This is a genomic window from Streptomyces sp. AM 2-1-1 (assembly GCF_029167645.1).
Lineage (GTDB): Bacteria > Actinomycetota > Actinomycetes > Streptomycetales > Streptomycetaceae > Streptomyces.
In genome coordinates this window covers 5,976,442-5,999,997 of sequence record NZ_CP119147.1, presented here as the reverse complement: position 1 = coordinate 5,999,997, position 23,556 = coordinate 5,976,442, and the positions used below count along the sequence as shown (strand labels likewise).

The 23,556-nt window shown below is 71.2% G+C and carries 23 protein-coding genes; 4 read left to right on the top strand and 19 right to left on the bottom strand.

Going from position 1 to position 23,556, the window contains the following annotated elements; all coding sequences use genetic code 11:
- Window positions 1–110 precede the first annotated feature (110 nt).
- Together PZB77_RS26145 and PZB77_RS26140 are read left to right on the top strand one after the other, a co-directional pair.
- Window positions 111–875, top strand: a complete 765-nt coding sequence (locus PZB77_RS26145; RefSeq protein ID WP_275495080.1) for a hypothetical protein — start codon at window positions 111–113, stop codon at window positions 873–875.
- A 158-nt stretch (window positions 876–1,033) separates the two neighbouring features.
- Window positions 1,034–1,483 (top strand): spore-associated protein, encoded by a 450-nt coding sequence (locus tag PZB77_RS26140; RefSeq protein WP_275495079.1) that lies wholly within the window; start codon window positions 1,034–1,036, stop codon window positions 1,481–1,483.
- Window positions 1,484–1,569: 86 nt separating this feature from the next.
- Here PZB77_RS26140 and PZB77_RS26135 read toward each other — a convergent pair whose 3' ends face one another.
- The 12 genes from PZB77_RS26135 to PZB77_RS26080 all read right to left on the bottom strand — a co-directional run bounded on the left by PZB77_RS26135 (window position 1,570) and on the right by PZB77_RS26080 (window position 13,872).
- Window positions 1,570–4,398 (bottom strand): DEAD/DEAH box helicase, encoded by a 2,829-nt coding sequence (locus PZB77_RS26135; RefSeq protein WP_275495078.1) that lies wholly within the window; start codon window positions 4,396–4,398, stop codon window positions 1,570–1,572.
- A 114-nt stretch (window positions 4,399–4,512) separates the two neighbouring features.
- On the bottom strand, window positions 4,513–5,403 hold the full coding sequence (locus PZB77_RS26130; protein WP_275495077.1) for a diacylglycerol kinase: 891 nt from the start codon (window positions 5,401–5,403) through the stop codon (window positions 4,513–4,515).
- An 18-nt stretch (window positions 5,404–5,421) separates the two neighbouring features.
- A complete protein-coding gene (gene tatC / locus PZB77_RS26125) occupies window positions 5,422–6,387 on the bottom strand; it encodes a twin-arginine translocase subunit TatC (protein ID WP_275495076.1) in 966 nt (321 codons plus the stop codon).
- A gap of 49 nt (window positions 6,388–6,436) precedes the next feature.
- Complete coding sequence (tatA, locus tag PZB77_RS26120; RefSeq protein WP_275495075.1) at window positions 6,437–6,727, bottom strand: Sec-independent protein translocase subunit TatA; 291 nt, start codon at window positions 6,725–6,727, stop codon at window positions 6,437–6,439.
- Window positions 6,728–6,945: 218 nt separating this feature from the next.
- Window positions 6,946–7,143: a hypothetical protein gene (locus tag PZB77_RS26115; protein ID WP_275495074.1), complete on the bottom strand. Its 198-nt coding sequence runs from the start codon at window positions 7,141–7,143 to the stop codon at window positions 6,946–6,948.
- Window positions 7,144–7,164: 21 nt separating this feature from the next.
- Complete coding sequence (locus PZB77_RS26110) at window positions 7,165–7,446, bottom strand: hypothetical protein (RefSeq protein ID WP_343299909.1); 282 nt, start codon at window positions 7,444–7,446, stop codon at window positions 7,165–7,167.
- A 26-nt stretch (window positions 7,447–7,472) separates the two neighbouring features.
- Window positions 7,473–8,429 (bottom strand): WYL domain-containing protein, encoded by a 957-nt coding sequence (locus PZB77_RS26105; RefSeq protein WP_275495072.1) that lies wholly within the window; start codon window positions 8,427–8,429, stop codon window positions 7,473–7,475.
- 17 nt (window positions 8,430–8,446) lie between these two features.
- Window positions 8,447–9,400, bottom strand: coding sequence for a WYL domain-containing protein (locus tag PZB77_RS26100; protein ID WP_275495071.1), 954 nt, complete (start codon window positions 9,398–9,400; stop codon window positions 8,447–8,449).
- Window positions 9,401–9,617: 217 nt separating this feature from the next.
- The gene (locus PZB77_RS26095; RefSeq protein ID WP_275495070.1) at window positions 9,618–9,989 is read right to left on the bottom strand and encodes an FKBP-type peptidyl-prolyl cis-trans isomerase; all 372 of its coding nucleotides are present in this window, start codon (window positions 9,987–9,989) and stop codon (window positions 9,618–9,620) included.
- Between the two features lie 45 nt (window positions 9,990–10,034).
- The gene (locus PZB77_RS26090) at window positions 10,035–10,973 is read right to left on the bottom strand and encodes an FKBP-type peptidyl-prolyl cis-trans isomerase (RefSeq protein ID WP_275495069.1); all 939 of its coding nucleotides are present in this window, start codon (window positions 10,971–10,973) and stop codon (window positions 10,035–10,037) included.
- Between the two features lie 265 nt (window positions 10,974–11,238).
- Window positions 11,239–12,600, bottom strand: coding sequence for a Pup--protein ligase (gene pafA / locus PZB77_RS26085; protein WP_275495068.1), 1,362 nt, complete (start codon window positions 12,598–12,600; stop codon window positions 11,239–11,241).
- A 9-nt stretch (window positions 12,601–12,609) separates the two neighbouring features.
- The gene (locus tag PZB77_RS26080; RefSeq protein ID WP_275495067.1) at window positions 12,610–13,872 is read right to left on the bottom strand and encodes an MFS transporter; all 1,263 of its coding nucleotides are present in this window, start codon (window positions 13,870–13,872) and stop codon (window positions 12,610–12,612) included.
- 165 nt (window positions 13,873–14,037) lie between these two features.
- On the opposite strand from PZB77_RS26080, the gene PZB77_RS26075 reads away from it, so the two are divergent.
- The gene (locus tag PZB77_RS26075; RefSeq protein ID WP_275495066.1) at window positions 14,038–15,066 is read left to right on the top strand and encodes a LacI family DNA-binding transcriptional regulator; all 1,029 of its coding nucleotides are present in this window, start codon (window positions 14,038–14,040) and stop codon (window positions 15,064–15,066) included.
- 71 nt (window positions 15,067–15,137) lie between these two features.
- Here the strand turns inward: PZB77_RS26075 and prcA are convergent, their stop codons facing one another.
- From prcA to arc, 5 genes are all read right to left on the bottom strand, one after another.
- Window positions 15,138–15,914, bottom strand: a complete 777-nt coding sequence (gene prcA, locus PZB77_RS26070; protein ID WP_275495065.1) for a proteasome subunit alpha — start codon at window positions 15,912–15,914, stop codon at window positions 15,138–15,140.
- A 58-nt stretch (window positions 15,915–15,972) separates the two neighbouring features.
- Window positions 15,973–16,821, bottom strand: a complete 849-nt coding sequence (gene prcB, locus PZB77_RS26065) for a proteasome subunit beta (protein ID WP_275495064.1) — start codon at window positions 16,819–16,821, stop codon at window positions 15,973–15,975.
- Window positions 16,822–17,137: 316 nt separating this feature from the next.
- A complete protein-coding gene (locus tag PZB77_RS26060) occupies window positions 17,138–17,356 on the bottom strand; it encodes a ubiquitin-like protein Pup (protein WP_275495063.1) in 219 nt (72 codons plus the stop codon).
- 128 nt (window positions 17,357–17,484) lie between these two features.
- The gene (gene dop, locus PZB77_RS26055) at window positions 17,485–18,996 is read right to left on the bottom strand and encodes a depupylase/deamidase Dop (protein WP_275495062.1); all 1,512 of its coding nucleotides are present in this window, start codon (window positions 18,994–18,996) and stop codon (window positions 17,485–17,487) included.
- Between the two features lie 261 nt (window positions 18,997–19,257).
- Complete coding sequence (gene arc, locus PZB77_RS26050) at window positions 19,258–21,024, bottom strand: proteasome ATPase (RefSeq protein WP_275495061.1); 1,767 nt, start codon at window positions 21,022–21,024, stop codon at window positions 19,258–19,260.
- A 241-nt stretch (window positions 21,025–21,265) separates the two neighbouring features.
- Between arc and PZB77_RS26045 the strand changes: the two genes are divergently transcribed.
- Complete coding sequence (locus PZB77_RS26045; RefSeq protein WP_275495060.1) at window positions 21,266–21,577, top strand: ferredoxin; 312 nt, start codon at window positions 21,266–21,268, stop codon at window positions 21,575–21,577.
- Window positions 21,578–21,622: 45 nt separating this feature from the next.
- On the opposite strand, the gene PZB77_RS26040 is transcribed toward PZB77_RS26045, so the two are convergent.
- Together PZB77_RS26040 and PZB77_RS26035 are read right to left on the bottom strand one after the other, a co-directional pair.
- The gene (locus PZB77_RS26040; protein WP_275495059.1) at window positions 21,623–22,213 is read right to left on the bottom strand and encodes a hypothetical protein; all 591 of its coding nucleotides are present in this window, start codon (window positions 22,211–22,213) and stop codon (window positions 21,623–21,625) included.
- A 380-nt stretch (window positions 22,214–22,593) separates the two neighbouring features.
- Window positions 22,594–23,502, bottom strand: coding sequence for a tRNA (adenine-N1)-methyltransferase (locus PZB77_RS26035; RefSeq protein ID WP_275495058.1), 909 nt, complete (start codon window positions 23,500–23,502; stop codon window positions 22,594–22,596).
- Window positions 23,503–23,556: the final 54 nt, after the last annotated feature.

Genomic DNA, 23,556 nt, shown 5'->3' with positions numbered 1-23,556 from the left:
AAGTGGGAGCCGGCGGCGCGGCTCCTGGCCGGGGCGGGTGAGGACTGGGAGCGGCGGGCCTTGACAGCGACGTGCTCGGCCGGGTCGCGGCCCGCTCGGGGGACGGGTGGTTGCGGGCGTGGGAGGCCGCCCGGCCCGACGACCCCGACGCGGCGCTGGTCCGCGCGCGGTTCCGGATCGCGTACGCGTGGAAGCTCCGGGGGCGGATGCGGGCGAACGTCGCACCCCGGGCGAGGTTCGCGCGCTTCCACCAGGCGCCGTGGGACTCCCACGACGACCTCGCCCGGGCCGCCCGGCTCAACCCGGCGGACCCCACGCCCCACATCGCCGGTATCTGGCGGGCGATGGGACTCAGCTACCGCAACCGCGACATGCATCTGCTCTGGCGCGAGATAACCGAGCGCGCTCCCCACCACTTCGACGCACACGTCAGCGCCTTGCAGTACTGGTGCGCGAAGTGGCACGGCTCCCAGCAGACCGCACGCGACTTCGCGGAGAAGGCTGCCGAGAACGCGCCCGCCGGGAGCCTTCTGGCGGTCCTCCCACTGATCGCCTGGTTCGAGAACAACGACATGCGGCCGTCCGCCGCGGCCTTCGAGTCACCGCAGGCGCGGGCCATGGTCGAGGCCGCGCTTTCGGACTTGGCGGCAGCACCGGACGACCACCCCAGGCTGCCGTACGTGCGCCACCTCGTGGGCTACTTCCTCGTGCGGCAGGGGCGCTACCGCGAGGCCGTGGCACAGTTCCGCCACGTCGACGGCCATCTGAACGCCCTGCCCTGGCGCTATGCCCCCAGGCCCTTCGACGCTCTCCACTACCGGGTTCTGCGTACCCGGGCCGCCCGGCGCTCCCTGCTGGAGAAACGTCACCGCTGAGGCGGGAGGCCGACGCGCTCCGGGCGCGTCCCTCCGCGGCTTCCGGGCGGGGCGGGCCGCTTCCCGATATCTCCCTGTGCACCCCGTGCAACCATCCGTGGCGTTCGAGGGTCACATCAAGTGGGAGCAAACGCTCCTGGAGTCACAAGGGGGAAATTATGGGATTCACGCGTAATGTCGCGGCTGCCGGGGCGTTGACCGCGCTCCTGGTGGGCACCACGGCGGCGTTCGGCGCCACTGCCCAGGCCGCGCCCAACGTCACACCGCAGGGGGTCTGCGGCGCGGCCTACAAGACGGTGAACTCCGCGGCGATCGGTTCGCTGGGCACCGTCTACCTGACGTACAACGCGTCGAACGGCAAGAACTGCGTCGCGACCATCCGCACCAACCCGGGCGCCGCCACGAACGTCTCCGCGTACGTCTACGTGCCCGACACCGACGAGTGGGCCGACGACTACGGCAACTACACCTCGTACGCCGGTCCGGTCCGTGTCTACGGCAAGGGCCACTGCGTGAGCTGGGGCGGCGGCATCGCCAACGTGTCCGTGTCGGTGGAGAACTCCAACTGCGCGGCCCTGAGGGAGCAGCGGACCACCACCGTCCGCTGACCCCGGACGGCCGGTTCGGGGGCTGAGTGCCGGAGCGGGTCCGGGAGCACCGTGCTCCCGGACCCGCTCTGTCCGTGCGCGCCGCCTCACCCCACCGAGCTGTACGCCACCACTCCGCGGAGCACCGCGTCGACGGCCTTGCGGGCGTTCTTCGCGACCGTGCTCCCCTCGCGGGGGGCGGCCGCGGCGACCTGGCCGAGTACGTCGATGACCTGCTTGCACCAGCGGACGAAGTCGCCGGCGGGCATCTCGGCCTCGCGCAGCACCTCGTCCAGGGAGCGGCCGGAGGCCCACATGTAGACCGCCCACGCGAAGCCGAGGTCGGGTTCGCGCTGGCCGACCCCTTCCGTCTGGTTGATCTTGAAGTCCTCCTCCAGGGCGTCGAGACGGCCCCAGATGCGGACCATCTCGGCCAGGGCGGTCTTCGCCGGGCCGGTCGGCAGCTTGGGTGCCACCGCGTCGTCGGCCTGCCGCGCCTCGTACACCAACGCCGAGACGCAGGCCGCGAGTTCGGCGGGGTTGAGGCCCTCCCAGACCCCGTCGCGCAGGCACTCGCTGGCCAGCAGGTCGAGCTCGCCGTAGAGCCTGGCCAGTCGGCGGCCGTGCTCGGTGACCTCGTGGGAGCGCAGGTAGTCCAGCTCGGTCAGCAGGGCGACGATCCGGTCGAAGGTGCGGGCGATGGTGTTCGTCCGCCCTTCGATGCGGTTCTCCAGCTGCCGGGTGTCGCGCTTGAGCCGGTGGTAGCGCTCCGCCCAGCGCGCGTGGTCCTCGCGTTCGTCGCAGCCGTGGCAGGGGTGGGCCCGCAGTTCGGTGCGCAGACGGGCGATCTCCCGGTCGTCGGCCGCCGCCGCGCGCCCCTTGCGGTGGCGCTCCGGGACGATGTGGCCGGCCTTGGTCCGCAGCGCGGAGGCGAGGTCGCGGCGGGACTGGGGCGAGCGGGCGTTGAACGTCTTCGGCACCCGCATCCGGTCCACGGCCTCCACCGGCACCGGGAAGTCGATCGACGCCAGCCGCTTGACCTGGCGCTCGGCGGTGAGCACCAGCGGGCGGGGGCCGTCGTGCTGCTCGAAGCCCCGGTGGCCGTTGGCCCGCCCGGCGGGCAGCCCCGGGTCCAGCACCAGCGCCAGACCGGCGAACTTGCCGGTCGGCACGTGGATGATGTCGCCCGGCTTGAGCTTCTCCAGGGACGAGGCGGCGGCGGCCCGGCGCTGCGAGGCGCCCTGCTTGGCCAGGTCGGTCTCACGGTCCTTGAGCTCCCGCCGCAGGCGGGCGTACTCCTCGAAGTCCCCGAGGTGGCAGGTCATCCCCTCGCGGTACCCCTCCAGGCCCTCTTCGTTCTTCTGCACCTGACGGGAGATCCCGACGACCGATCGGTCCGCCTGGAACTGCGCGAAGGACGTCTCCAGGAGCTCGCGCGAGCGGTGCCGCCCGAACTGCTGGACCAGGTTGACCGCCATGTTGTACGAGGGGCGGAAGCTGGAGCGGAGCGGGTAGGTGCGGGTCCCCGCCAGGCCGGCCAGGGCACCCGGGTCCAGGCCGCGCTGCCAGAGCACCACGGCGTGGCCCTCGACGTCGATGCCCCGGCGGCCGGCCCGGCCGGTGAGCTGGGTGTACTCGCCCGGCGTGATGTCCGCGTGCTGCTCGCCGTTCCACTTGACCAGCTTCTCCAGCACCACCGAGCGTGCCGGCATGTTGATGCCGAGGGCGAGGGTCTCGGTGGCGAAGACGGCCTTGACGAGCCCGCGGACGAACAGCTCCTCCACGACCTCCTTGAAGGTCGGCAGCATGCCCGCGTGGTGCGCGGCGATGCCACGCTCCAGCCCTTCGAGCCATTCGTAGTACCCGAGGACGTGCAGGTCCTCGCCGGGGATGGAGGCGGTCCGCTCCTCGACGATCTCCCGTACCGTCCGGCGCTTCTCCTCGTCGTTGAGCCGCAACCCGGCCGCGAGGCACTGCTGCACGGCCGCCTCGCAGGCCGCCCGGCTGAAGATGAAGGTGATGGCGGGCAGCAGTCCCTCGTGGTCGAGGCGGTCGATGACCTCGGGGCGGGACGGCGTCCAGATCCGGCTGCGCTGGCGGCGCTCGCGCTCGCGGTCCGCCTCGCGCACCATCTTGCCGCGCCGGCGCTCGCGCGGGTTGTAGCCGCCCTGGCTCTCCGAGCGGGCGAGCCGGATCAGGTCGGGGTTGGTCTCCCGGCGTCCGGAGCCGCGGCCGCCGTGGTCGGTCTCCTCCTCGAAGAGGTCGTACATCCGGCGTCCGGCCAGCACGTGCTGCCAGAGCGGGACCGGCCGCTCCTCGGAGACGATCACCTCGGTGTCGCCGCGCACGGTGTCCAGCCAGTCGCCGAACTCCTCCGCGTTGGAGACGGTCGCCGAGAGGGAGACCAGCGTCACCGATTCGGGCAGGTGGATGATCACTTCCTCCCAGACCGCGCCCCGGAAGCGGTCGGAGAGGTAGTGCACCTCGTCCATCACGACGTACCCGAGACCGGTGAGGGACTGGGAGCCCGCGTAGAGCATGTTCCGCAGGACCTCGGTGGTCATGACCACCACCGGTGCCTCGGGGTTGACGCTGTTGTCACCGGTCAGCAGGCCGACCTTGTCGGCGCCGTAGCGCTTGGCGAGATCGGCGAACTTCTGGTTGGAGAGCGCCTTGATCGGCGTGGTGTAGAAGCACTTGCGGCCCTGCTCCAGGGCGAGGTGCACCGCGAACTCGCCGACGATCGTCTTGCCCGAGCCGGTCGGGGCGGCGACCAGCACGCCCTTGCCCGCTTCCAGTGCCTTGCAGGCCTCGATCTGGAAGGGGTCGAGTTCGAACTCGTACATCTCGCGGAAGGGCCACAGCGCGGTGGCCATCTCGGCCTGGCGAAGGCGGGAGGCGTGGTAACGCTCGGCTGGTGAGAGGTCCTCTGTCATCTTGGCTACGAGCCTACCCGCCACCTCCGACACTCCATGCGACCTTTTTCCCGGCCGGATCCACGGCTCTCCCGGCGCCTTTTCCGCAGGTGCTCCCGGGTCCGGCCCGGGGGCTCAGTCCGTGAGGACGCGGACGGCGCCCGGTACGCACACCGCCCTCACCGGGAGCGCTCCCAGAGGTTCGCCGTCGGCGTAGGCGGTGGTCCCGGGAGCGGCCAGTTCGACGGAGGCGGCGCGGTGGACGGTGACCGCGGGATGGGAGAGGTGGGTACCCCGGTAGACGCGGGGGAAGACCTTCAGCAGCGTGGTCCGGCTGCAGGCGCCGACGACGGTCACGTCGAGGAGCCCGTCGTCCATCGCGGCGTCCGCGCAGATCCGCATCCCGCCGCCGTACGAGGTGCCGTTGCCGACGGCGACCAGGGTCGCCTCGATCTCGCGCTCCTCACCGCCGTCCAGCCGGATCCGGTACGGCACCGGCCGGAAGGTGGCCAGCTCGGCGAGGATGGCCAGGTCGTACCTGAAGCGGCCGGGGGCCCAGCGCATCCGGTTGCCGCGGTCGTTGACCCGGGAGTCGAAGCCGGACGCCAGCACGGTGCCGAACCACCGGTCGCCGGCCCGGCCGAGGTCGAGGGTGCGTATCCGCTCCCGCTTCAGTGCGTCGGCGGCCAGCCGCCCCGCCACCGCCGGGTCGCCCACCGGCAGCCCGAGGGTCCGGGCGAAGTCGTTGCCGGTGCCCACCGCGACCACCCCCAGCGGAGTCCGGGTTCCGGCCAGTGCCTGGAGCGCGAGGGCGACCAGGCCGTCCCCGCCCACCGCGACCAGCGCACCGGTCCCCCCGGCCACCGCCTCGCGCGCCCGGCGCAGGGCGTCGTCGGCGTTCTCGCCGAGCACGGTCCGTACGGAGAATCCGGCGTCCCGCAACGCGGAAGCGGCCGGCTGCGCGGCACGCGCGCCCCGGCCGCTTCCCGCGGTGGGATTGACGAAGAGGGTGATCTCACTGGTCACCCGCCGGACCCTACAAGGTCAGGTGATGTCGTCGTAACCGCCCGGACGCTGCGCTCCGGCGCCGTCCTGCTCGCCGGACGCCTGTCCGGGAAGGGTGGCCCGGCTCGCGGAGACGCTCTCCACCCCGTCGATGCGTTCGGGGGTGAGGTCGAGGTCGGAGGCCTCGTCGTCGTCGAGGCCGGCATCGGGGTTGCCGCGGTTGCGGCGCTTGTCGTTCAGGAGGGAGAAGCCCGTCGCGATGAAGTACAGGACGGCCAGCGGGCCGGCCAGGAGCAGCATCGACAGCGGCTCGCCGCCGGGGGTGGCGATGGCGGCGAAGGCGGTGAGGCCGACGATCATCCCGCGCCACCAGCCGAGCATCCGCTTCCCGGTGACCACTCCGGTCAGGTTCAGCGCGACGAGGAGCAGGGGCAGCTCGAAGGCCAGGCCGAAGACCACGATCATGCGGGTCAGCAGGTCGAGGTAGCTGTCGAGCCCGATCTGGTTCTGCACGTTGTCCGGGCTGAAGCCGAGCATGATCTGTGCGGTCTGCGGCAGGATCAGGTAGGCGAGGTAGCCGCCGGCGAGGAAGAGCGGGGCGCCGAGGACGGCGAAGCCGTAGGCGTACCGCTTCTCGGCCTTGTGCAGACCCGGGGCCACGAAGGCCCAGAGCTGGTAGAGCCAGACCGGCGTGGCGAGGAGCACGCCGGACATGAGGGCGACCTTCAGGGCGTTGGTGAAGGGCGCCATCAGGGTGTCGGTCTTCAGCAGCGCGCACGGCCTGCCGTTGACCGCGGTGACGACGCCGTCCTTGCACCCGACCGACGAGAGGATCGGTCGCAGAAGGAAGTCGTAGATGTCCTTCTGGAAGAAGGCGGCGACGATCGTCACCACGACAATGGCCAGAACGGCCTTCAGAAGCCGGTTACGCAGCTCACGCAGGTGATCGAGGAGGGGCATCCGCCCCTCGTCGTTCTTCTCCTGCTTGCGGGCAGACTTGAGCAACCCACTTCCCTCGTCTCGTGCGTCGGCTGTCGGTGGAGCGGATCAGCCGTCAGCTCTGGGTGGTGGGCTTGGGCTCGCCGACGGGACGGGAGCTGGTGACGTCGCCCGGCGCGGCCTGGATGGTACGGGCCGGAGCCGGCGGAGCGGGGTCGGCGACCGTCTCCGTCGTCGGGGCGGCGGGCTCGGCGTCGTCGCGCTTCATCGCCTTGGCCTCGCTCTTGAGGATGCGGGCGGACTTGCCGAGCGAACGCGCCATGTCAGGGAGCTTCTTGGCACCGAAGAGCAGCAGGATGACAGCGATGATCAGAACGATCTCTAGGGGCTTCAGATTGCCGATCATGTGTGCGACTTCCTTCTCACTGGGGCGACTGAGAAACGGGCTCACTACCCGATCAGTCGGACACGTGTCCGACCCGTCAGCTGGCAGCGATCGTAACCCGCAGGGGTAAACGCGAGGCAATGCCTGCGTACACACGCGGTTGCGGCCCACGCCTCCCGCCTGGGCCGACCTCAGCAGGGTACCCCTCCGGGCGGGCGATCCGGAGGGCGCTGCCCCACCTATCGCAGGACGTCGGCCGTGCCGGCGAGGCGCGTCGCGGCCCGTTCCAGGTCCTGGGCCGCCTGGTTGATCCGCTCCGAGGTGGTCGCCACCTGGCGGCCCAGCCGCCGGACCTCCAGGAAGACCCGGACGGCGAGGACGCCGAGCACGGCGGTCCCGAGGAATCCCAGCGCGATGGCGAGCATGGGCCAGAGCATGCGGGCGGAGCCTCTCTCTCGTTACGGAGCGGTGTGCAGACGCAGGGTCCGGACGCCGCCGCCGGTGAGGAGCTCGACGATGCGCTCCCCGGCGGGCTTGCGCACGGCCGAACCGCACTCGGGACAGGTGAAGGAGTAGAACGTGGTGCTCGGGCCCGCCCCGATGGCGAGCCGCAGTGCCTCGGCGCCGAGCTCGAACCGCGTACGGCAGTCGGGGCAGCCCGCCCTGAAGCGTACGGCGCGGACCGCCGCGGTGAGCCGGGCCGCTTCTACGACTCCCGCCGTGCGCGGCCTCCGGGACATGGTGCCGTCCTGCGTTCCGGTCATCGTCAGACCTCGCCGTCGTAGGCGGCCAGCGCGTCGGCCGCGGCCCGCCGGGCGCTGTCGGCGAGCTCCGGGGGCGACACGATGCGGCCCTCGCCCCCGAGCCGGAGCGCCAGCCGGCGCAGCGAGACCGGGTCCGGGGTGCGCAGGGTGATCCGCAGACCGCCGTCGGGGAGCTCCTCGGCACTGTCGTGCGGGTAGTACTCGGCGACCCACCGGCCACCGGAGCCGACCTCGATCACCACTTCCGGGTCCTCGGCGGCCGGCTGTACGAGCCCTTCCGACAGGTCCCGCAGCTCCAGCTCCGGGGGCGCCGCCGGGGCGTCGAGCAGCCGGATCTCCGCCACCCGGTCGAGGCGGAAGATGCGCCGGGCCTCGGAGAGCCGGCACCAGCCCTCCAGGTAGGTGTGGCCCACGGCGAAGAGCCGGATCGGGTCCACCTCGCGCTCGGTGAGTTCGTCCCGGGCGGGCGAGTAGTAACGCAGCCAGAGCCGCCTGCGCTCGGAGATCGCCCGGTCGACGTCGGCGAAGACGCCGCCCTCGGACTCGAAGGTCACCGAGAGCCGCGAGCTGGCCGCGCCGCTCTCCCCGGCCGCGGTCTCCAGCTTCGCGGTGGCCCGTACGAGCGCGAGCCGGTCGCTCTCGCGCAGCCCGGGCAGGGTGGCGACGGCGCGCGCCGCGACGAGCAGGGCGGTCGCCTCGTCGGCGGCGAGCCGCAGCGGTTCGGCGACGTCGTCCGGGTTGTGCCACCAGATCCGGTCGCCGTCGGTGTCGATGTCGAGCAGGTCCCCGCCGCGGAAGCTGGTGCCGCACATGGGCAGGACGTCGAGGTCGGAGATGAGCTCGTCCTCGGTGATGCCGAAGGCCCGGGCGACGTCCTGCACGTGGGCGCCGGGGCGTTCGCGCAGATAGGTCACCAGGGAGAGCATGCGGCGGGTCTGGTCGATCGCGTTCGTGGCCATGGTTCCGTCCCCGTCCTTCAGTCCTTGGCCACGGCGCGCAGCCGGTCGACCACATCGGCCCGCAGATCGGCGGGTTCGAGCACCACGACGTCGGGTCCGAACTCGACGAGCCAGGCGTCCAGCCCGTGTCCGTAGGGGATCTCCAGCTCGTCCCAGCCGTCGCCGAGCTCCCGCGTCACGACCGCGCGGGACCGCAGCGGGAAGCCCGCGCCGGCCCGCAGCCTGATCCGGGCGGTACGGGTGGCGGTCTCGCCGGCCCAGCTCTCCACGGTCTCCCGGACGGTGACGACGTCGGGGATGCCGGCGGTGAAGACACCGGCCCGGGAGCGGACCCTGCCGGTGATGCGCGAGAGGCGGAAGACGCGCTCGGCACCGCGCTCGCGGTCCCAGCCGGCCAGGTACCAGTGGCCGCGCCAGCACTCCAGCCCCCAGGGCTCGACCTGGCGCTGCTCGGCGTGGGCGGAATTGCCCTTGCGGTAGTCGAAGGTGACCGGGCGTCGGTCGCGGCAGGCGAGCATCAGCGGTTCGAACGCGGCCTCGTGGACGGGGATGCGCGGTTCGAGGGCGCTCGGTACCTCGTAGGTGTCCTCGGCCTCGGGCATTCCGGCGGCGCGCAGCTTCTGCAGCGCGCCGCTGGCCGCTCCGGCGAGGCGCGCCTGCTGCCACACCTTGGCGGCGATCTCCAGGGCCGCCGCCTCCTCCGCGTCGAGCGTGATGGGAGGGAGCCGGTTGCTGTCCCGGCGGGCGAGGTAGCCGATGTCGCCGTCCAGCCCCTCCACCGTCTCGATGACGAGACCGAGTTCGCGCAGGTCGTCCTTGTCGCGCTCGAACATGCGGTTGAAGGACTCGTCGGACCCGGCTTCGAGATAGGCCTCGATGGAGCCGCGGAGCTCCCGCTTGCTGAGCGGGCGCCGGGTGCCCAGCAGGCACAGCGCGAGGTTCATCAGCCGCTCGGCCTTGGCAATCGCCATCGACGCCCTTTCTCTCCATGCGCTACGACGCTCGACCGTACCGCTCCCGGGGGTCCCGGCAAAAACACGCGTGCCCCGTACGGATGGCAGGAGGGCCCGTGCCGTACGGCACGGGCCCTCCTGTGCCTCCGCGAGGAGGCGCGTCACCCGCCCCCGTGAGGGGGCGTGACCGGTACGGCCGGCGACGGGGCCGGTCCGCGACGAGGTCGCGACCGGGTCAGACGGCGACGAGGTCGCAGACGAAGATCAGCGTCTCGCCGGGGCCGATGGCGCTGCCGGCACCGTTCTCGCCGTAGGCGAGGTGGGCGGGGATGATCAGCTGGCGACGGCCGCCGACCTTCATGCCCTTGACGCCCTGGTCCCAGCCCTTGATGACCCGGCCGGCGCCGAGCGGGAACTTGAGCGGCACACCGCGGCTCCACGAGGAGTCGAACTCCTCGCCGGTGGAGAAGGCCACACCCACGTAGTGGACGGAGACGGTGTCACCGTCCTGGGCGACGGCGCCGTCACCCTCCCAGATCTCCTTGATCTCAAGATCGGCCGGCGGCTCGCCACCCGGGAAGTCGACCTCGGGCTTCTCGATGCTCACTGAAACTGCTCCTCGGAAAAGATGAACTGCACAACCGGGTCAGTCTTACATCTTCGTCAGCAGGTCCACCGCGAAGACCAGCGTCGACTTGGCGGGAATCGACTGCTGCGCCTCGTCGCCGAAGCCCTGGTCCGGCGGGATGACCAGCAGGACGCGGCTGCCGACCTTCTTGCCCACCAGCCCGCTCTTGAGGCCCTTGAGCGTGACCTGCTCCAGCGGGAAGGTCTGCGTCTTGCCCTGTTCGTAGGTGCTGTCGAACGTCTTTCCGTCCTTCCACAGCAGCCCGACGTAGTTCACCACGACGCTGTCGGTGTCCTTGACGACCTCGCCGTCGGACTCCAGGACGTAGGTGGAGGAGAGCTTGGCGGGCGGGTCGCTCTTCGGGACGGTGACGCTGGGCGCCTTGCCGTCCGTGCCGGTGCCGACCTTGGGCAGGGCGGCGTCCTTCTGGGGGACCTCGGTGCCCTTGGCGGAGGCAGGGATCTGGACGGCCTTGACGACGTCGATCACGAAGACCAGCGTCGCGTTGGGCTTGATGTCGCCCTGGCCCTGCTCGCCGTAGCCGAGGTCCGGCGGGATGACGAGCTGGACACGGCTGCCGACCTTCTGGCCGAGGAGGCCCTTGTCCCAGCCCTGGATGACCATGCCGGCGCCCAGGGTCAGGTCGAACGGGGCCTTGCGGTCGAAGCTGTTGTCGAAGGGCTTCGTGGAGTCCCACGCCTGACCGAGGTAGTTGACCTGGATCGCGTCACCGTTCTTCAGCTCGGCGCCGTCGCCCTCGCTGATGACCGTGGTCTTCAGCTCCTTGGGCGGGTCGCCCGCGCCCTTGGCGAGGGTGGGTTTCTCACCGAACTTGGCGCCCGCGGTGATCGCGGGCACGCCGGTCTCGGACGAAGCGGAGTCGGAGGCCTTGTCGTCGCTGCCGCAGGCCGCCGCGGAGAGCAGCAGGAGGGGGACGACGAGAAGGCCGGCAAGTCGGCGCACTGGTTCCTCAGATCTCAGACAACACGGTCAGGGGTCCCGGACACCTTACGGCCTTCCCACCGTACGGAACCGGTTCGCGACGCCCCGCGACGCGGCCGGCCGGTCATCTCCCCCCGTGCGAGCGGCCACCGGGCGGCCCGTACGGCGTGGTGTTCGAGTGCCCCCGGCGCCCCGGACGACACGGGCGCGCCGGCAGGCCCCGGAACGGGTGTTCCGGGGCCTGTCACGCCGTGCCGGGTGACGCGGCGGGGGACGACGCGCGAGGTCACATCCCCGCGATCAGCTTCTCCACCCGCTCGTCGACGGACCGGAAGGGGTCCTTGCAGAGCACCGTGCGCTGCGCCTGGTCGTTGAGCTTGAGGTGGACCCAGTCGACCGTGAAGTCCCGCCGCTGCTCCTGGGCCCGCTTGATGAAGTCCCCGCGCAGCCGTGCCCGGGTGGTCTGCGGGGGCACGGACTTGCCCTCGAAGATCTTCAGGTCGTTGCAGATGCGGGCGGCCTGCCCCTTGCGCTCCAGGAGGTAGTACAGGCCCCGGCGGCGGTGGATGTCGTGGTAGGCGAGGTCTATCTGGGCGACCCTCGGGTGCGACATGGTCATGTTGTGCTTGGCCCGGTACCGCTCGATGAGCTTGTACTTCATGACCCAGTCGATCTCGGTGGCGATCCTGTCGAGGTCCTCCGCCTCGATCGCGTCCAGGGTGCGGCCCCAGAGTTCGAGGACCCGGTCGACGTTGCCGGTGCGGATGCCCCGGCGCTCGACGAAGTCGACGGCCTTGTCGTAGTACTCGCGCTGGATCTCGATGGCCGACGCCTCGCGGCCGCTGGCCAGGCGCACCTTGCGCCGGCCGGTCGTGTCGTGGCTGACCTCGCGGATCGCCCGGATCGGGTTCTCCAGCGTCAGGTCACGCATCACCGTGCCCGCTTCGATCATGCGGAGCACGAGGTCGGTGGCGCCGACCTTGAGCAGCATGGTCGTCTCGGACATGTTGGAGTCGCCGACGATGACGTGCAGGCGGCGGTAGCGCTCGGCGTCCGCGTGCGGCTCGTCGCGGGTGTTGATGATCGGCCGGGAGCGCGTGGTGGCGGAGCTGACGCCCTCCCAGATGTGCTCGGCACGCTGGCTCACGCAGTAGACCGCGCCGCGCGGGGTCTGCAAGACCTTGCCCGCGCCGCAGATCAGCTGCCTCGTGACGAGGAAGGGAATGAGGATGTCCGCGAGCCGGGAGAATTCCCCGTGCCGGGCCACAAGGTAGTTCTCGTGGCAGCCGTAGGAGTTGCCCGCTGAGTCGGTGTTGTTCTTGAAGAGATAGACGTCGCCCGCGATTCCTTCCTCGTGCAGGCGGCGTTCGGCGTCGACGAGCAGACCTTCCAGAATGCGTTCGCCCGCCTTGTCGTGGGTGACGAGCTCGGTGAGGTCGTCGCATTCGGGAGTTGCGTATTCCGGATGCGAACCCACGTCGAGGTAGAGGCGGGCGCCGTTCCGCAGAAAGACATTGCTGCTGCGGCCCCATGACACGACACGGCGGAAGAGGTAGCGCGCCACTTCGTCAGGTGACAGTCGGCGCTGTCCCCTGAACGTGCACGTGACGCCGTACTCGTTCTCCAGCCCGAAAATGCGGCGGTCCATGACTGAACATTACGCCTTACGGCGTGAGCTGAAACCGGGTTCGACAGCTCCGTTCCGATCATTTTCCGATCCGGCCACGACGGTGCGCGCGCGTACGGGAACTGCGAGGAACTTCCCGGTCGCCAGCAGGACGATCAGCGCGGCCACTCCGCCGGCTCCCGCGACGGCGAAACTCCATGCCGTCCCGCCCAGCTCGACGGCGGGTCCCGCCACGGCCGTGCCGGCCGCCGCACCGACGCCGATGGTCGTCACGAGCCAGGAGAACGCCTCGGTCACCGTGCCCCGGGGAGCGTGGCGGTCGACCACGAGGAACGAGCAGGCGATGGCCGGGGCGAGGAACACCCCGGCGAGGGCGGCGAGCGCCGTCATCGCGCCCACCCCGGGGGTCAGCGCGAGCGGGAGGTAGCCGAGGGCGAGCAGCGCGACGATGCCCCGGAGCCGCCGCTCCGGCGTCCCGGCCCACTGCCGGGCCCCGTACACCGCGCCGCCGATCAGCGCGCCGCCGCCCAGCGCCGCCATCAGCCAGCCGTACACGGACTCGCGGCCCTGGTCGTCGGCGTAGGCGACGCCCGCGACGGTGATCGAGCCCAGCGCGAGCCCGACGAAGAAGAACGAGGCGAGGAGGGCGAGGAGCCCGGGCGAGCGCAGGGCACCGAGCCAGTGGGCTTCGCGCGGCGCCGACCGCCAGGTGCGGGAGGGCGGGGAGAGGACCACCGAGAGGGCGCCCAGGACCCCGGCGGCGTTGACGACGAGGAGGGCGGCGCCGGGCGACCAGAGCGACACCAGCAGGGTCACCAGCAGCGGTCCGGCGGTGAACATGACCTCCTGCGCGACCGCGTCCAGGGCGTAGGCGCGGTGCACCCGCTCCTCCCTGTCCCCCAGGACGGACGGCCACAGGGCGCGCAGCCCGCCCTCCAGGGGCGGGGTGGCCACACCCGCGACGACGACCGCCGCGTAGGCGAGCGGCAGCGGGTCCAGGCCCGCCAGGGCCAGCAGCACCATCCCGAGCGCGGAGACGACGGCCGCCGGGAACTGCACGCGCGGCTGGCCGTACAGGTCCACCGCCCGGCCGAGCAGCGGCTGGCCGACGGCGGTGGCGAGGCCGTACGCGGCGGCGAGCCCTCCGGCCAGTGAGTAACTGCCGCCCTCGGCCCGGGTGAAGAGCACGACGGCGATCGGGGCGACGCCGTTCGGCAGCCGTCCCACCAGGGTGCCGGTGAGCAGCCGGGCCGCGTGCCGCTCCCGGAGGATGTCCACATATCCCGCGGCCATGCCCGCCCCTCTCCCCCGCTGCGGGCCCGCGCCCGCCCGAGGTTTTACGTATAACGTCGAGTGCCATACGTACCATGTGCGCAGGTGGCCGGTCCACCGCGCGGCACCGCCGTCCGGCGGCCGGCCCGGATCGCCCGGCACCGCACCACCCGCACGGAGGCCCCAGTGAGCAGCGCACCCAAGCCGGCCGCGACCCGCCCCACCAGCAGGGACGTGGCCCGGGCCGCGGGGGTCTCGCAGGCGACGGTCTCCCTGGTGCTGGGCGGCAAGTGGCCAGGCCGGGTGTCGGACGCCACCGCGGAGCGGGTCAGGGCGAACGCGCGCGAACTCGGCTACCGGCCCAACCTCGCCGCCCGCAGCCTGCGCCTGGGACGCACCCGGACCGCGCTCCTCGTGGTGCCCGCCCTCACCCACGAGTTCTTCGCCCGGGTCTACACCGGCGCCGCCCGGGTCGCGGTCGACCACGACTTCGGGGTGGTGCTCTACCCCTCCCCCGACGGGACGGGACCGGCGAGGGACCCCTTCGCCAGCGCCCGCGCCGCGCTCGACGGGGTGATCGCCTCGTCCATGGCGACGGAGGCGCTCGGCGCGCTGGGCGGCACGGAACTCCCCCTGGTGATGCTGGACAGCGACCCGTCCGGGCCGGGCGCCTCGGCGCGGGTGAACCTGGACATCGCGGACGGGATGCGCCAGGTGGCGGAGCACCTGCTCGCCCTCGGCCACCGCCGGTTCACGCACGTCGCCGCCGCCGTCGACTCGTGGACCTTCGCGGTGCGCGCCCGTGCGCTGCGCGAGACGCTGGCCGCCGTGCCCGGCACCTCGCTGCGCGTGGTCACCTCGGCGCTGGAGGTCGCCGACGGGCTGCGCGCCGCCGAGACGGCGCTGGCAGCACCGGGGCACCGCCCGACCGCGCTGGTCTGCGACGGGGACGTCCTGGCGGCGGGAGCCTGCAAGGCGGCGCGCCGCCTCGGCCTGCGGGTGCCGGACGACCTGTCCGTGTCCGGCTTCGACGACCTGGCGCTGGCCACCGCGGTGGAGCCCGAACTCACCACCGTGCGGCTGCCGGCCGAGCAGGTCGGCGAGCGGGGCATGGCGGCCCTGCTGGCGGTGCTGGACGGCCGCCCCGCCGCGACCGGCAGCCTCCCCGTGGAGCTGGTGGTACGCGGCTCCACCGCGCGGGCGCCCGGGGAGTGACATGACGGTGCCCCGGGCCGCCGTCGCGGTGGACGGGGATCCGGGGCACCGTCGCGGAGCGGCCGCTCGTCCTACTCCTCGGTCGACCCGCCGGTCTCCTCCGCCTCCTCGGCGTCCGACGGTGCGTCGGTGGTGGTCCCCGCGGCCCCGTCGGCATCCAGCAGCCGCGCGAGCTGCCGGCCGACGATCCGCTTGAACTTGCGCTGCTGGGGCCGGGTCCGGTCCAGCACCGCGACTTCGAGCCGCTCCGCGGGAATCTCCCGCTCGCTGCCGTTGGGATCGCGGGAGAGCGCCTGCACGGCGAGCTTGAGCGCCTCGGCGAGCGTCATGCCGTCGCGGTGCCGCTGGTCCAGGAAGGTGCTGATCTGCTCGGCGTTGCCGCCGACCGCGACCGACCCGTGCTCGTCCACGATCGAGCCGTCGTGCGGCAGCCGGTAGATCTGGTCGCCCTCGGGCTCGGCGCCGACCTCGGCGACGACCAGCTCCACCTCGTACGGCTTCTCGGCGGCGCTGGAGAAGATGGTGCCGAGCGTCTGGGCGTAGACGTTGGCGAGCCCGCGGGCCGTCACGTCGTCGCGGTCGTAGGTGTATCCGCGCAGGTCGGCGTAGCGCACCCCACCGATGCGGAGGTTCTCGTACTCGTTGTACTTGCCGGCGGCGGCGAAGCCGATCCGGTCGTAGATCTCGCTGAACTTGTGCAGCGCGCGGGACGGGTTCTCGCCGACGAACACAATGCCGTCGGCGTACTGCAGCACAACCAGGCTGCGACCGCGGGCGATGCCTTTACGGGCGTACTCCGCCCGGTCGGCCATGGCCTGCTGGGGTGAGACATAGAACGGCGTCGACACCGGCTATCCGTCCCTTTCTGTCAGTGACGAGTGCATCTCGGGGGCCTCGGGCCGGAAGTCAGAGCAGAGCCGCGCGCGGGCCGTCGGGGTGTTCGAGGCGGCGCTCCAGGATCTCCCGGGCGACCGCGGAGGACTCCGTGTCCGACAGCCGGCGGAAGCCCTCGTCCGTGATGACCGTGACGATCGGGTAGATGCGGCGGGCCACGTCGGGGCCGCCGGTCGCGGAGTCGTCGTCCGCGGCGTCGTAGAGGGCCTGCACGACCAGGGTGAGCGCCTGGGACTCCGTCAGGTCCTCGCGGTAGAGCTTCTTCATGGAGCCCCGGGCGAAGAGCGAGCCGGAACCCGTGGAGGCGTAGCCGACGTGCTCCTCGGAGCGGCCGCCGGTCACGTCGTAGGAGAAGATCCGGCCCTTGCCCTTGTCGACGTCGAAGCCGGCGAAGAGCGGGACGACCGCGAGTCCCTGCATGGCCATCGCCAGATTCCCGCGGATCATCGTGGAGAGCCGGTTGGCCTTGCCCTCCAGGGAGAGCTGCGCGCCCTCCACCTTCTCGAAGTGCTCCAGCTCCAGCTGGAAGAGCTTGACCATCTCGACCGCGAGACCGGCGGTGCCCGCGATGCCGACGGCGGAGTACTCGTCGGCCGGGAAGACCTTCTCGATGTCGCGCTGCGCGATCATGTTGCCCATCGTGGCCCGGCGGTCACCGGCGAGCACCACGCCGCCGGGGAACGAGGCCGCGACGATGGTCGTTCCGTGCGGTGCCTCGACAGCCCCCTTGAGCGGCGGGAGGTTCCGGTTGCCCGGAAGCATCCCGGGTGCGTGGTCGGACAGGAAGTCCATGAACGAGGACGAACCCGGCGTCAGGAAAGCAGCTGGTAGACGCCCGGTGTGACGTGTGTTGGCTTCCACGCGTTTCCCTCCAGGTATGCATGCGACGGCCCGCCGGGGGTCGCGCGGACGCCCGGTGTGCCGATGGCCGATGTGCGGTCGAAGCACCGTACGTCACGGACCCTACCCGTCGGGTGGCGGTGATCCACCTGTGCGGCGGAAGCGGCCGGAGACGGCTGGCGGACCCCGTGCCGGCGCCGCGACGGGGCGCCGGAGCCGGTGGCCTCCCGGCCCGCGGCGACGGCACGCGCCCGGGACACCGCCCCGGTCGTCGGGGACGCCGGACACCCGCTCTCCCCGGCCGGGGGTCCGCAGGCGTCCGGTGTCCGGGGGGCGGCTACTGACCGCCCTTCTGCACGAAGCTCCGCACGAAGTCCTCGGCGTTCTCCTCGAGGACGTCGTCGATCTCGTCCAGTACCGAGTCGACGTCGTCGCTCAGCTTCTCCTGGCGCTCCTTGAGGTCCTCCGAAGCCTGCGCCTCCTGCGCCTGCTCCTCGGCCTCCTCGGTGGAACGCGTCGCCTTCTGCTGTCCGCCGCCGGTGTCCTTGGTCGCCATCTAGCTCACCCCGCTCGGTTCGAAGCATTCGAAGCTCTCGATCAGACCCTACCCACGGGGTCCGACATCGGCCCGGTACTTTTCCAACGTCCGGGCCCTGTCCCGATCATTCCCCTCCGGCGGCCCGTTCAGCCGCCGGACAGCACCCGGACCAGCTCCTCCGCCGTACGGCAGCGGTCCAGGAGGTTCTCGACGTGCTCCCGCGTCCCGCGCAGCGGCTCCATGGTGGGCACCCGCTGCAGGGAGTCGTGTCCCGGCAGGTCGAAGATGACCGAATCCCAGGAGGCGGCGGCCACGTCGTCGGCGTACTGGTCGAGGCAGCGGCCGCGGAAGTACGCCCGGGTGTCCTCCGGCGGTTTCGTACGCGCCCTGGTGACGTCGGCCTCGTCCAGCAGCCGCTTCATCCGCCCACCGGCCACGAGCCGGTTGTAGAGCCCCTTGTCGGGCCGCACGTCCGCGTACTGGAGGTCCACCAGATGCAGCCTCGGGGCGTCCCACTCCAGGGCGTCCCGGCGCCGGTAGCCGTCCATGAGGGCCCGCTTGGCCACCCAGTCCAGCTCTCCCGACAGGCTCATCGGATCGTTCTCCAGGCGGTTGAGGGTGTCCTCCCACCGCACCAGGACGTCCCGGGTCTGCTCGTCGGCGTCCGCGCCGTACCGCTCCTCGACGTACTTGCGGGCCAGCTCGAAGTACTCCATCTGCAGCTGCACCGCGGTGAGCGTCCGGCCGCTGCGGAGCGTGATCAGGCGCTGGAGGGAGGGGTCGTGCGACACCTGGTGCAGGGTCCGTACGGGCTGGTCGACGGCGAGGTCCACGTTGATGAACCCGTCCTCGATCATCGAGAGGACCAGTGAGGTGGTACCGAGCTTCAGGTAGGTCGAGATCTCGGAGAGGTTGGCGTCCCCGATGATGACGTGCAGCCGGCGGTACTTCTCCGCGTCCGAGTGGGGCTCGTCGCGGGTGTTGATGATGGGGCGCTTGAGGGTCGTCTCCAGCCCCACCTCCACCTCGAAGTAGTCGGCGCGCTGGCTGAGCTGGAAGCCGTGGTCGTGGCCGTCCTGACCGATCCCGACCCGGCCGGCCCCGGTGATCACCTGACGGCTGACGAAGAAAGGGGTGAGGTGGCGCACGATGTCGGAGAAGGGGGTGTCCCGACGCATCAGGTAGTTCTCGTGGGTGCCGTAGGAGGCGCCCTTGTTGTCGGTGTTGTTCTTGTAGAGGTGGATCGGCTGGGCGCCGGGGATGGCGGCGGCCAGCTCGGCGGCCTCGGCCATGATGCGTTCGCCGGCCTTGTCCCAGAGCACCGCGTCCCGGGGGTTGGTGATCTCCGGGGAGCTGTACTCGGGGTGCGCGTGGTCGACGTAGAGGCGGGCGCCGTTGGTCAGGATGACGTTGGCCAGACCGATGTCCTCGTCGGTGAGCTGGCTGGAGTCGGCGGTCTCGCGGGCGAGGTCGAAGCCTCGCGCGTCCCGCAGCGGATTCTCCTCCTCGAAGTCCCAGCGGGCACGGCGCGCCCGGTGCATCGCCGCCGCGTAGGCGTTGACGATCTGGGACGAGGTGAGCATGGCATTGGCGTTGGGGTGGCCGGGGACGGAGATCCCGTACTCCGTCTCGATGCCCATTACTCGCCGTACGGTCATGCGGCCCTCCTTGCCCGGCGTCGTCCCCTGGGGGAACGGCGCTCAAGTACCGCTGCTTGTCCGGTTGCGTGCGCGGTCGTCCGGCCCCGCACTGCGCGGCTCGGCGGTACGTCAGAGCCTAGAACGCCTCTGCCCCGGTGGGGAGATCCATTGCGTCATTCTTCGGATGCGGCGCGGATACGACGCCGGTACGGGCGGGAAAAGCGGGAAAAACAGCCGGCTGCGGACGCCCTCCTCGGGCAGCCGCAGCCGGTCCGCTTCTTACAGGTACTGCCCGGTGTTCGCGACCGTGTCGATGGACCGGCCGGTGTCCGCGCCCTGCTTTCCGGTGACGAGCGTGCGGATGAAGACGATCCGCTCGCCCTTCTTTCCGGAAATACGGGCCCAGTCGTCCGGGTTGGTCGTGTTCGGCAGGTCCTCGTTCTCCTTGAACTCGTCCACGCACGCCTGGAGGAGGTGGGAGACGCGAAGACCCTTCTGGCCCTCTTCGAGGAATGCCTTGATGGCCATCTTCTTCGCCCGGTCGACGATGTTCTGGATCATCGCGCCGGAGTTGAAGTCCTTGAAATAGAGGACTTCCTTGTCACCGTTGGCATAGGTGACTTCGAGGAAGCGGTTCTCCTCGGATTCCGTGTACATCCGCTCCACCACGGACTGGATCATGGCGTGGGCGGCGGCCGGCTTGGAGCCGGCGTGCTCGGCCAGGTCGTCCGGGTGCAGCGGGAGCGACGCGGTCAGGTACTTGGCGAAGATGTCCTTCGCCGCCTCCGCGTCCGGACGCTCGATCTTGATCTTCACGTCGAGGCGGCCGGGCCGGAGGATGGCCGGGTCGATCATGTCCTCGCGGTTGGAGGCGCCGATGACGATGACGTTCTCCAGCCCTTCCACGCCGTCGATCTCGGCGAGCAGCTGGGGGACGATGGTGTTCTCCACGTCCGAGCTGACGCCGCTGCCGCGGGTGCGGAAGAGGGATTCCATCTCGTCGAAGAAGACGATGACGGGGGTGCCCTCGCTCGCCTTCTCCCGGGCACGCTGGAAGACGAGGCGGATGTGCCGCTCGGTCTCCCCGACGTACTTGTTGAGGAGCTCGGGGCCCTTGATGTTGAGGAAGTAGCTCTTCCCCGTGGGCTGGCCGGTCACCTCGGCGACCTTCTTGGCGAGCGAGTTGGCGACGGCCTTGGCGATGAGCGTCTTGCCGCAGCCGGGCGGACCGTAGAGCAGGATGCCCTTGGGCGGGCGGAGTTCGTGCTCCTTGAAGAGGTCGGGGTGGAGGTACGGGAGCTCGACCGCGTCGCGGATCAGTTCGATCTGGTCGCCCAGGCCGCCGATCTTGTCGTAGTCGATGTCCGGCACCTCTTCGAGGACGAGTTCCTCGACCTCGCTCTTGGGCACCACTTCGTAGACGTAACCGGAACGGGGCTCCAGCAGGAGCGCGTCGCCGGGGCGGATGGTGATGTCGAGCAGCGGCTCCGCGAGCCGCACCACCCGTTCCTCGTCGGTGTGCCCGACGACCAGGGCGCGTTCGCCGTCCTCGAGGATCTCCTTGAGGGTGACGATGTCCCCGGCGCGCTCGAACTCCATGGCCTCGACCACGTTGAGCGCTTCGTTGAGCATGACTTCCTGGCCGCGCCGGAGCCCTTCGAGCTCGACGCTGGGGCTGACGTTCACCCGGAGCTTGCGGCCCCCGGTGAAGATGTCGCAGGTGCCGTCGTCATTGGCCTGCAGGAACACGCCGAAACCGGCGGGCGGCTGCGCGAGCCTGTCGACTTCCTCCTTGAGGGCCACGATCTGGTCGCGTGCCTCGCGGAGCGTATGGGCGAGCCGTTCGTTCTGTGCCGTAACACCGGACAGACTGGTCTGCAACTCGACGACCCGCTCTTCGAGAATCCTCGAATGACGCGGAGAGTCGGCGAGCTTGCGTCGCAGGACGGCGATTTCCTGCTCAAGATAGGCGACCTGGCCCGACGGGTCTTCTGACCCCCGCCCGGGCCGGGCGCCGCGGTTGATGTCGTCGTCGTGGGCTGCCACGGTCCTCACCTCCTCCAAGGGGAGCTGGACGCTTCCTGACCCTACCTGCGTGGGTGGTGATTGAAACCCCTAGATCACAAAGACTCCGGGGTGTGTCCGATCCTCACCCTTGATCTCCCCCTCTGGCCAAGGGAATACCCACCCTTGGGCACGGGAAAGCAGCCAGTTGTATCGTCGAGACGTTCCACACCCGTCAGGGCTGGCTTCAATCGCTTCACATACGCAGGGATCGGCAGGACACATGACCGTGCAGCAGGACGCGCCGGGCGCGATCGACACCGAGGATCTGGAGGTCTGGATCGACCAGGACCTCTGCACGGGCGACGGCATCTGCGTCCAGTACGCGCCCGAGGTGTTCGAGCTGGACATCGACGGGCTGGCCTACGTGAAGAGCGCGGACGACGAGCTCCTCCAGGCGCCGGGGGCCACCACGCGGGTACCGCTGCCGCTCCTCACGGACGTGGTGGATTCGGCCAAGGAGTGCCCCGGAGACTGCATCCACGTGCGGCGGGTCTCGGACAGCGTCGAGGTCTACGGGCCGGACGCCGAGTAGCGTCGGACACCGCCGGGCCCCGGTCGCCGCCTCGGGGACCCGGGTTCAGGCGCCGGCGTCGGGGCGGGCCGCGGACCGGACGAAGGCGCCGCCCTGCCACCGCCAGGTGGTCTCCTCGCGCTCGTCGGGACAGCAGCGGGGCACCGTGTCCGAGGAGTAGCCGAGGGTGGTCGCGGAGACGACCGCGTCCTCGACCGCGAGTTCGCCGACCGTCATCCGCATCGCGGGGTCCACCAGGGTCGCCACGACCCTGGGCGCGGCCCCGCTTCCGTGTGTCAGGACGTAGACGGCGTCCGGCGGCGTACCCGATCCGGCCGCGCAGTGGACGACCGCCACGGTCTCCGGCTTCCCGTCTCCGTCCAGGTCGCCCCGCGCCTGTCGGCCGACCTTCTGGCCCACGTTCCCGCAGACGAGGGGGAAGACCACCCCGGCCGGGTCGGGAGCGCCCGCGGTGACCCGGGGGGCCGCGGCACCGCCCGGTGCGGCGGCGGTCACGGCGGAGTCCGTCGCGGTCGCGTGCCCGGGCTGCAGCAGGCCGGCGACGGCGACGGCCGCGGCCACCGCAGCGGCGGTGGCGAGCCAGTGCATCGCCCTGGAGTCGGTGTGCGCGAGGTCCGGGAGTACGGAGGGCTGCACGCGGTCTGTCTCCTGATGTTTCCGGGGAGCATGTGGAACGACCCGGCCGGGCATCGGCGGCAGGGGGTGGCCAGCATCGTGCCACACCTCACACGGACAGGGAACAGCGGGGTGCGCGCGACCGGGCGGAAGAAGCGGAGTCCGCCGTCCCGGGGCCGCCCCGCGGGGGTCCGTGCGAAAGGCGCCGCCGCCCCTGACGCCCGGGTCGGTCCGGGCGTCAGGGGCGGCGGCGCCTCACGCGTCACCGCGGTCGTCGTGGTGGTCGGTCACCACGGCCGGTCGCGGTCGTGCGGTGCCGCGCGGGCGGACCCGCGCGCCGGTCGCTCGCGTGGCATCCCCGCGGCGGTGGCCGGCCGGTGCGGCGGTCGGCCCGTGCGGTGTCAGTCGCGGTTCTCGGTGGTGCTCCGGCCGCCGGGGCCGTCGTAGTCGTCGCCGTAGGCGCCCTTGGAGGGACGACGGCGGCGCATCGGGGGCTCGACCCCGTCGGCGAGGCGGCGGGCGGTCACCAGGAAGCCGGTGTGGCCGATCATCCGGTGGTCCGGACGGACGGCGAGACCCTCGACGTGCCAGTTGCGGATCATGGACTCCCAGGGCTGCGGCTCGGCGAAGCAGCCGATCTCGCGCAGGGACTCGACCGTCCGGGAGAGCTGGGTGGTGGTGGCGACGTAGGCGCAGACGATGCCGCCGGGCACCAGCGCCTTGGAGACGGCCTCCAGGCACTCCCACGGGGCGAGCATGTCCAGGACGACCCGGTCGACCTCGGTGTCCGAGAGGTTGTCCTGGAGGTCGCCGATGGTGAGCTGCCAGGCCGGGTGCGGGCTGCCGAAGTACCGCTCCACGTTCGCCTGGGCGATCTGGGCGAAGTCCTCGCGGCGCTCGTAGGAGTGCAGCATGCCCTGCTCACCGATGGCCCGCAGCAGGAAGGTGGAGAGGGCGCCCGATCCGACACCGGCCTCGACCACGCGGGCACCGGGGAAGATGTCGGCGAAGGCCAGGATCTGGCCCGCGTCCTTGGGGTAGACCACGGCGGCACCGCGGGGCATGGAGAGGACGTAGTCGGGGAGCAGGGGGCGCAGCGCGAGGTAGGCGACGTTTCCCGTGGTACGGACAACACTGCCCTCGGGAGCACCGATCAGCTCGTCGTGCGAGAAAGAACCCTTGTGGGTGTGGAAGTTCTTCCCGGCTTCGAGCGTGAAGGTGTGGTGGCGTCCCTTGGGGTCGGTGAGCTGTACTTGGTCCCCGACCTTGAAGGGCCCACGTCGGCGGGCGGCACCGGTCGGTTCAGACATGTGACCAGCCTACCGGTGTTTCCGGGGCCGCCTTCCGCCGGTGCGCGGCGGGGA

Excerpts from the sequence above, each read along its gene's own strand:
- PZB77_RS26115 (WP_275495074.1), bottom strand. The coding sequence starts at position 7,143 with ATGCTCTGGCCCATGCTCGCCATCGCGCTGGGATTCCTCGGGACCGCC.
- PZB77_RS26105 (WP_275495072.1), bottom strand. The coding sequence starts at position 8,429 with ATGGCCACGAACGCGATCGACCAGACCCGCCGCATGCTCTCCCTGGTG.
- dop (WP_275495062.1), bottom strand. The coding sequence starts at position 18,996 with ATGACCGTACGGCGAGTAATGGGCATCGAGACGGAGTACGGGATCTCC.
- PZB77_RS26045 (WP_275495060.1), top strand. The coding sequence starts at position 21,266 with ATGACCGTGCAGCAGGACGCGCCGGGCGCGATCGACACCGAGGATCTG.
- PZB77_RS26100 (WP_275495071.1), bottom strand. The coding sequence starts at position 9,400 with ATGGCGATTGCCAAGGCCGAGCGGCTGATGAACCTCGCGCTGTGCCTG.
- PZB77_RS26060 (WP_275495063.1), bottom strand. The coding sequence starts at position 17,356 with ATGGCGACCAAGGACACCGGCGGCGGACAGCAGAAGGCGACGCGTTCC.
- PZB77_RS26135 (WP_275495078.1), bottom strand. The coding sequence starts at position 4,398 with ATGACAGAGGACCTCTCACCAGCCGAGCGTTACCACGCCTCCCGCCTT.
- PZB77_RS26080 (WP_275495067.1), bottom strand. The coding sequence starts at position 13,872 with ATGGCCGCGGGATATGTGGACATCCTCCGGGAGCGGCACGCGGCCCGG.
- tatA (WP_275495075.1), bottom strand. The coding sequence starts at position 6,727 with ATGATCGGCAATCTGAAGCCCCTAGAGATCGTTCTGATCATCGCTGTC.
- PZB77_RS26140 (WP_275495079.1), top strand. The coding sequence starts at position 1,034 with ATGGGATTCACGCGTAATGTCGCGGCTGCCGGGGCGTTGACCGCGCTC.
- pafA (WP_275495068.1), bottom strand. The coding sequence starts at position 12,600 with ATGGACCGCCGCATTTTCGGGCTGGAGAACGAGTACGGCGTCACGTGC.
- PZB77_RS26035 (WP_275495058.1), bottom strand. The coding sequence starts at position 23,502 with ATGTCTGAACCGACCGGTGCCGCCCGCCGACGTGGGCCCTTCAAGGTC.
- PZB77_RS26110 (WP_343299909.1), bottom strand. The coding sequence starts at position 7,446 with ATGTCCCGGAGGCCGCGCACGGCGGGAGTCGTAGAAGCGGCCCGGCTC.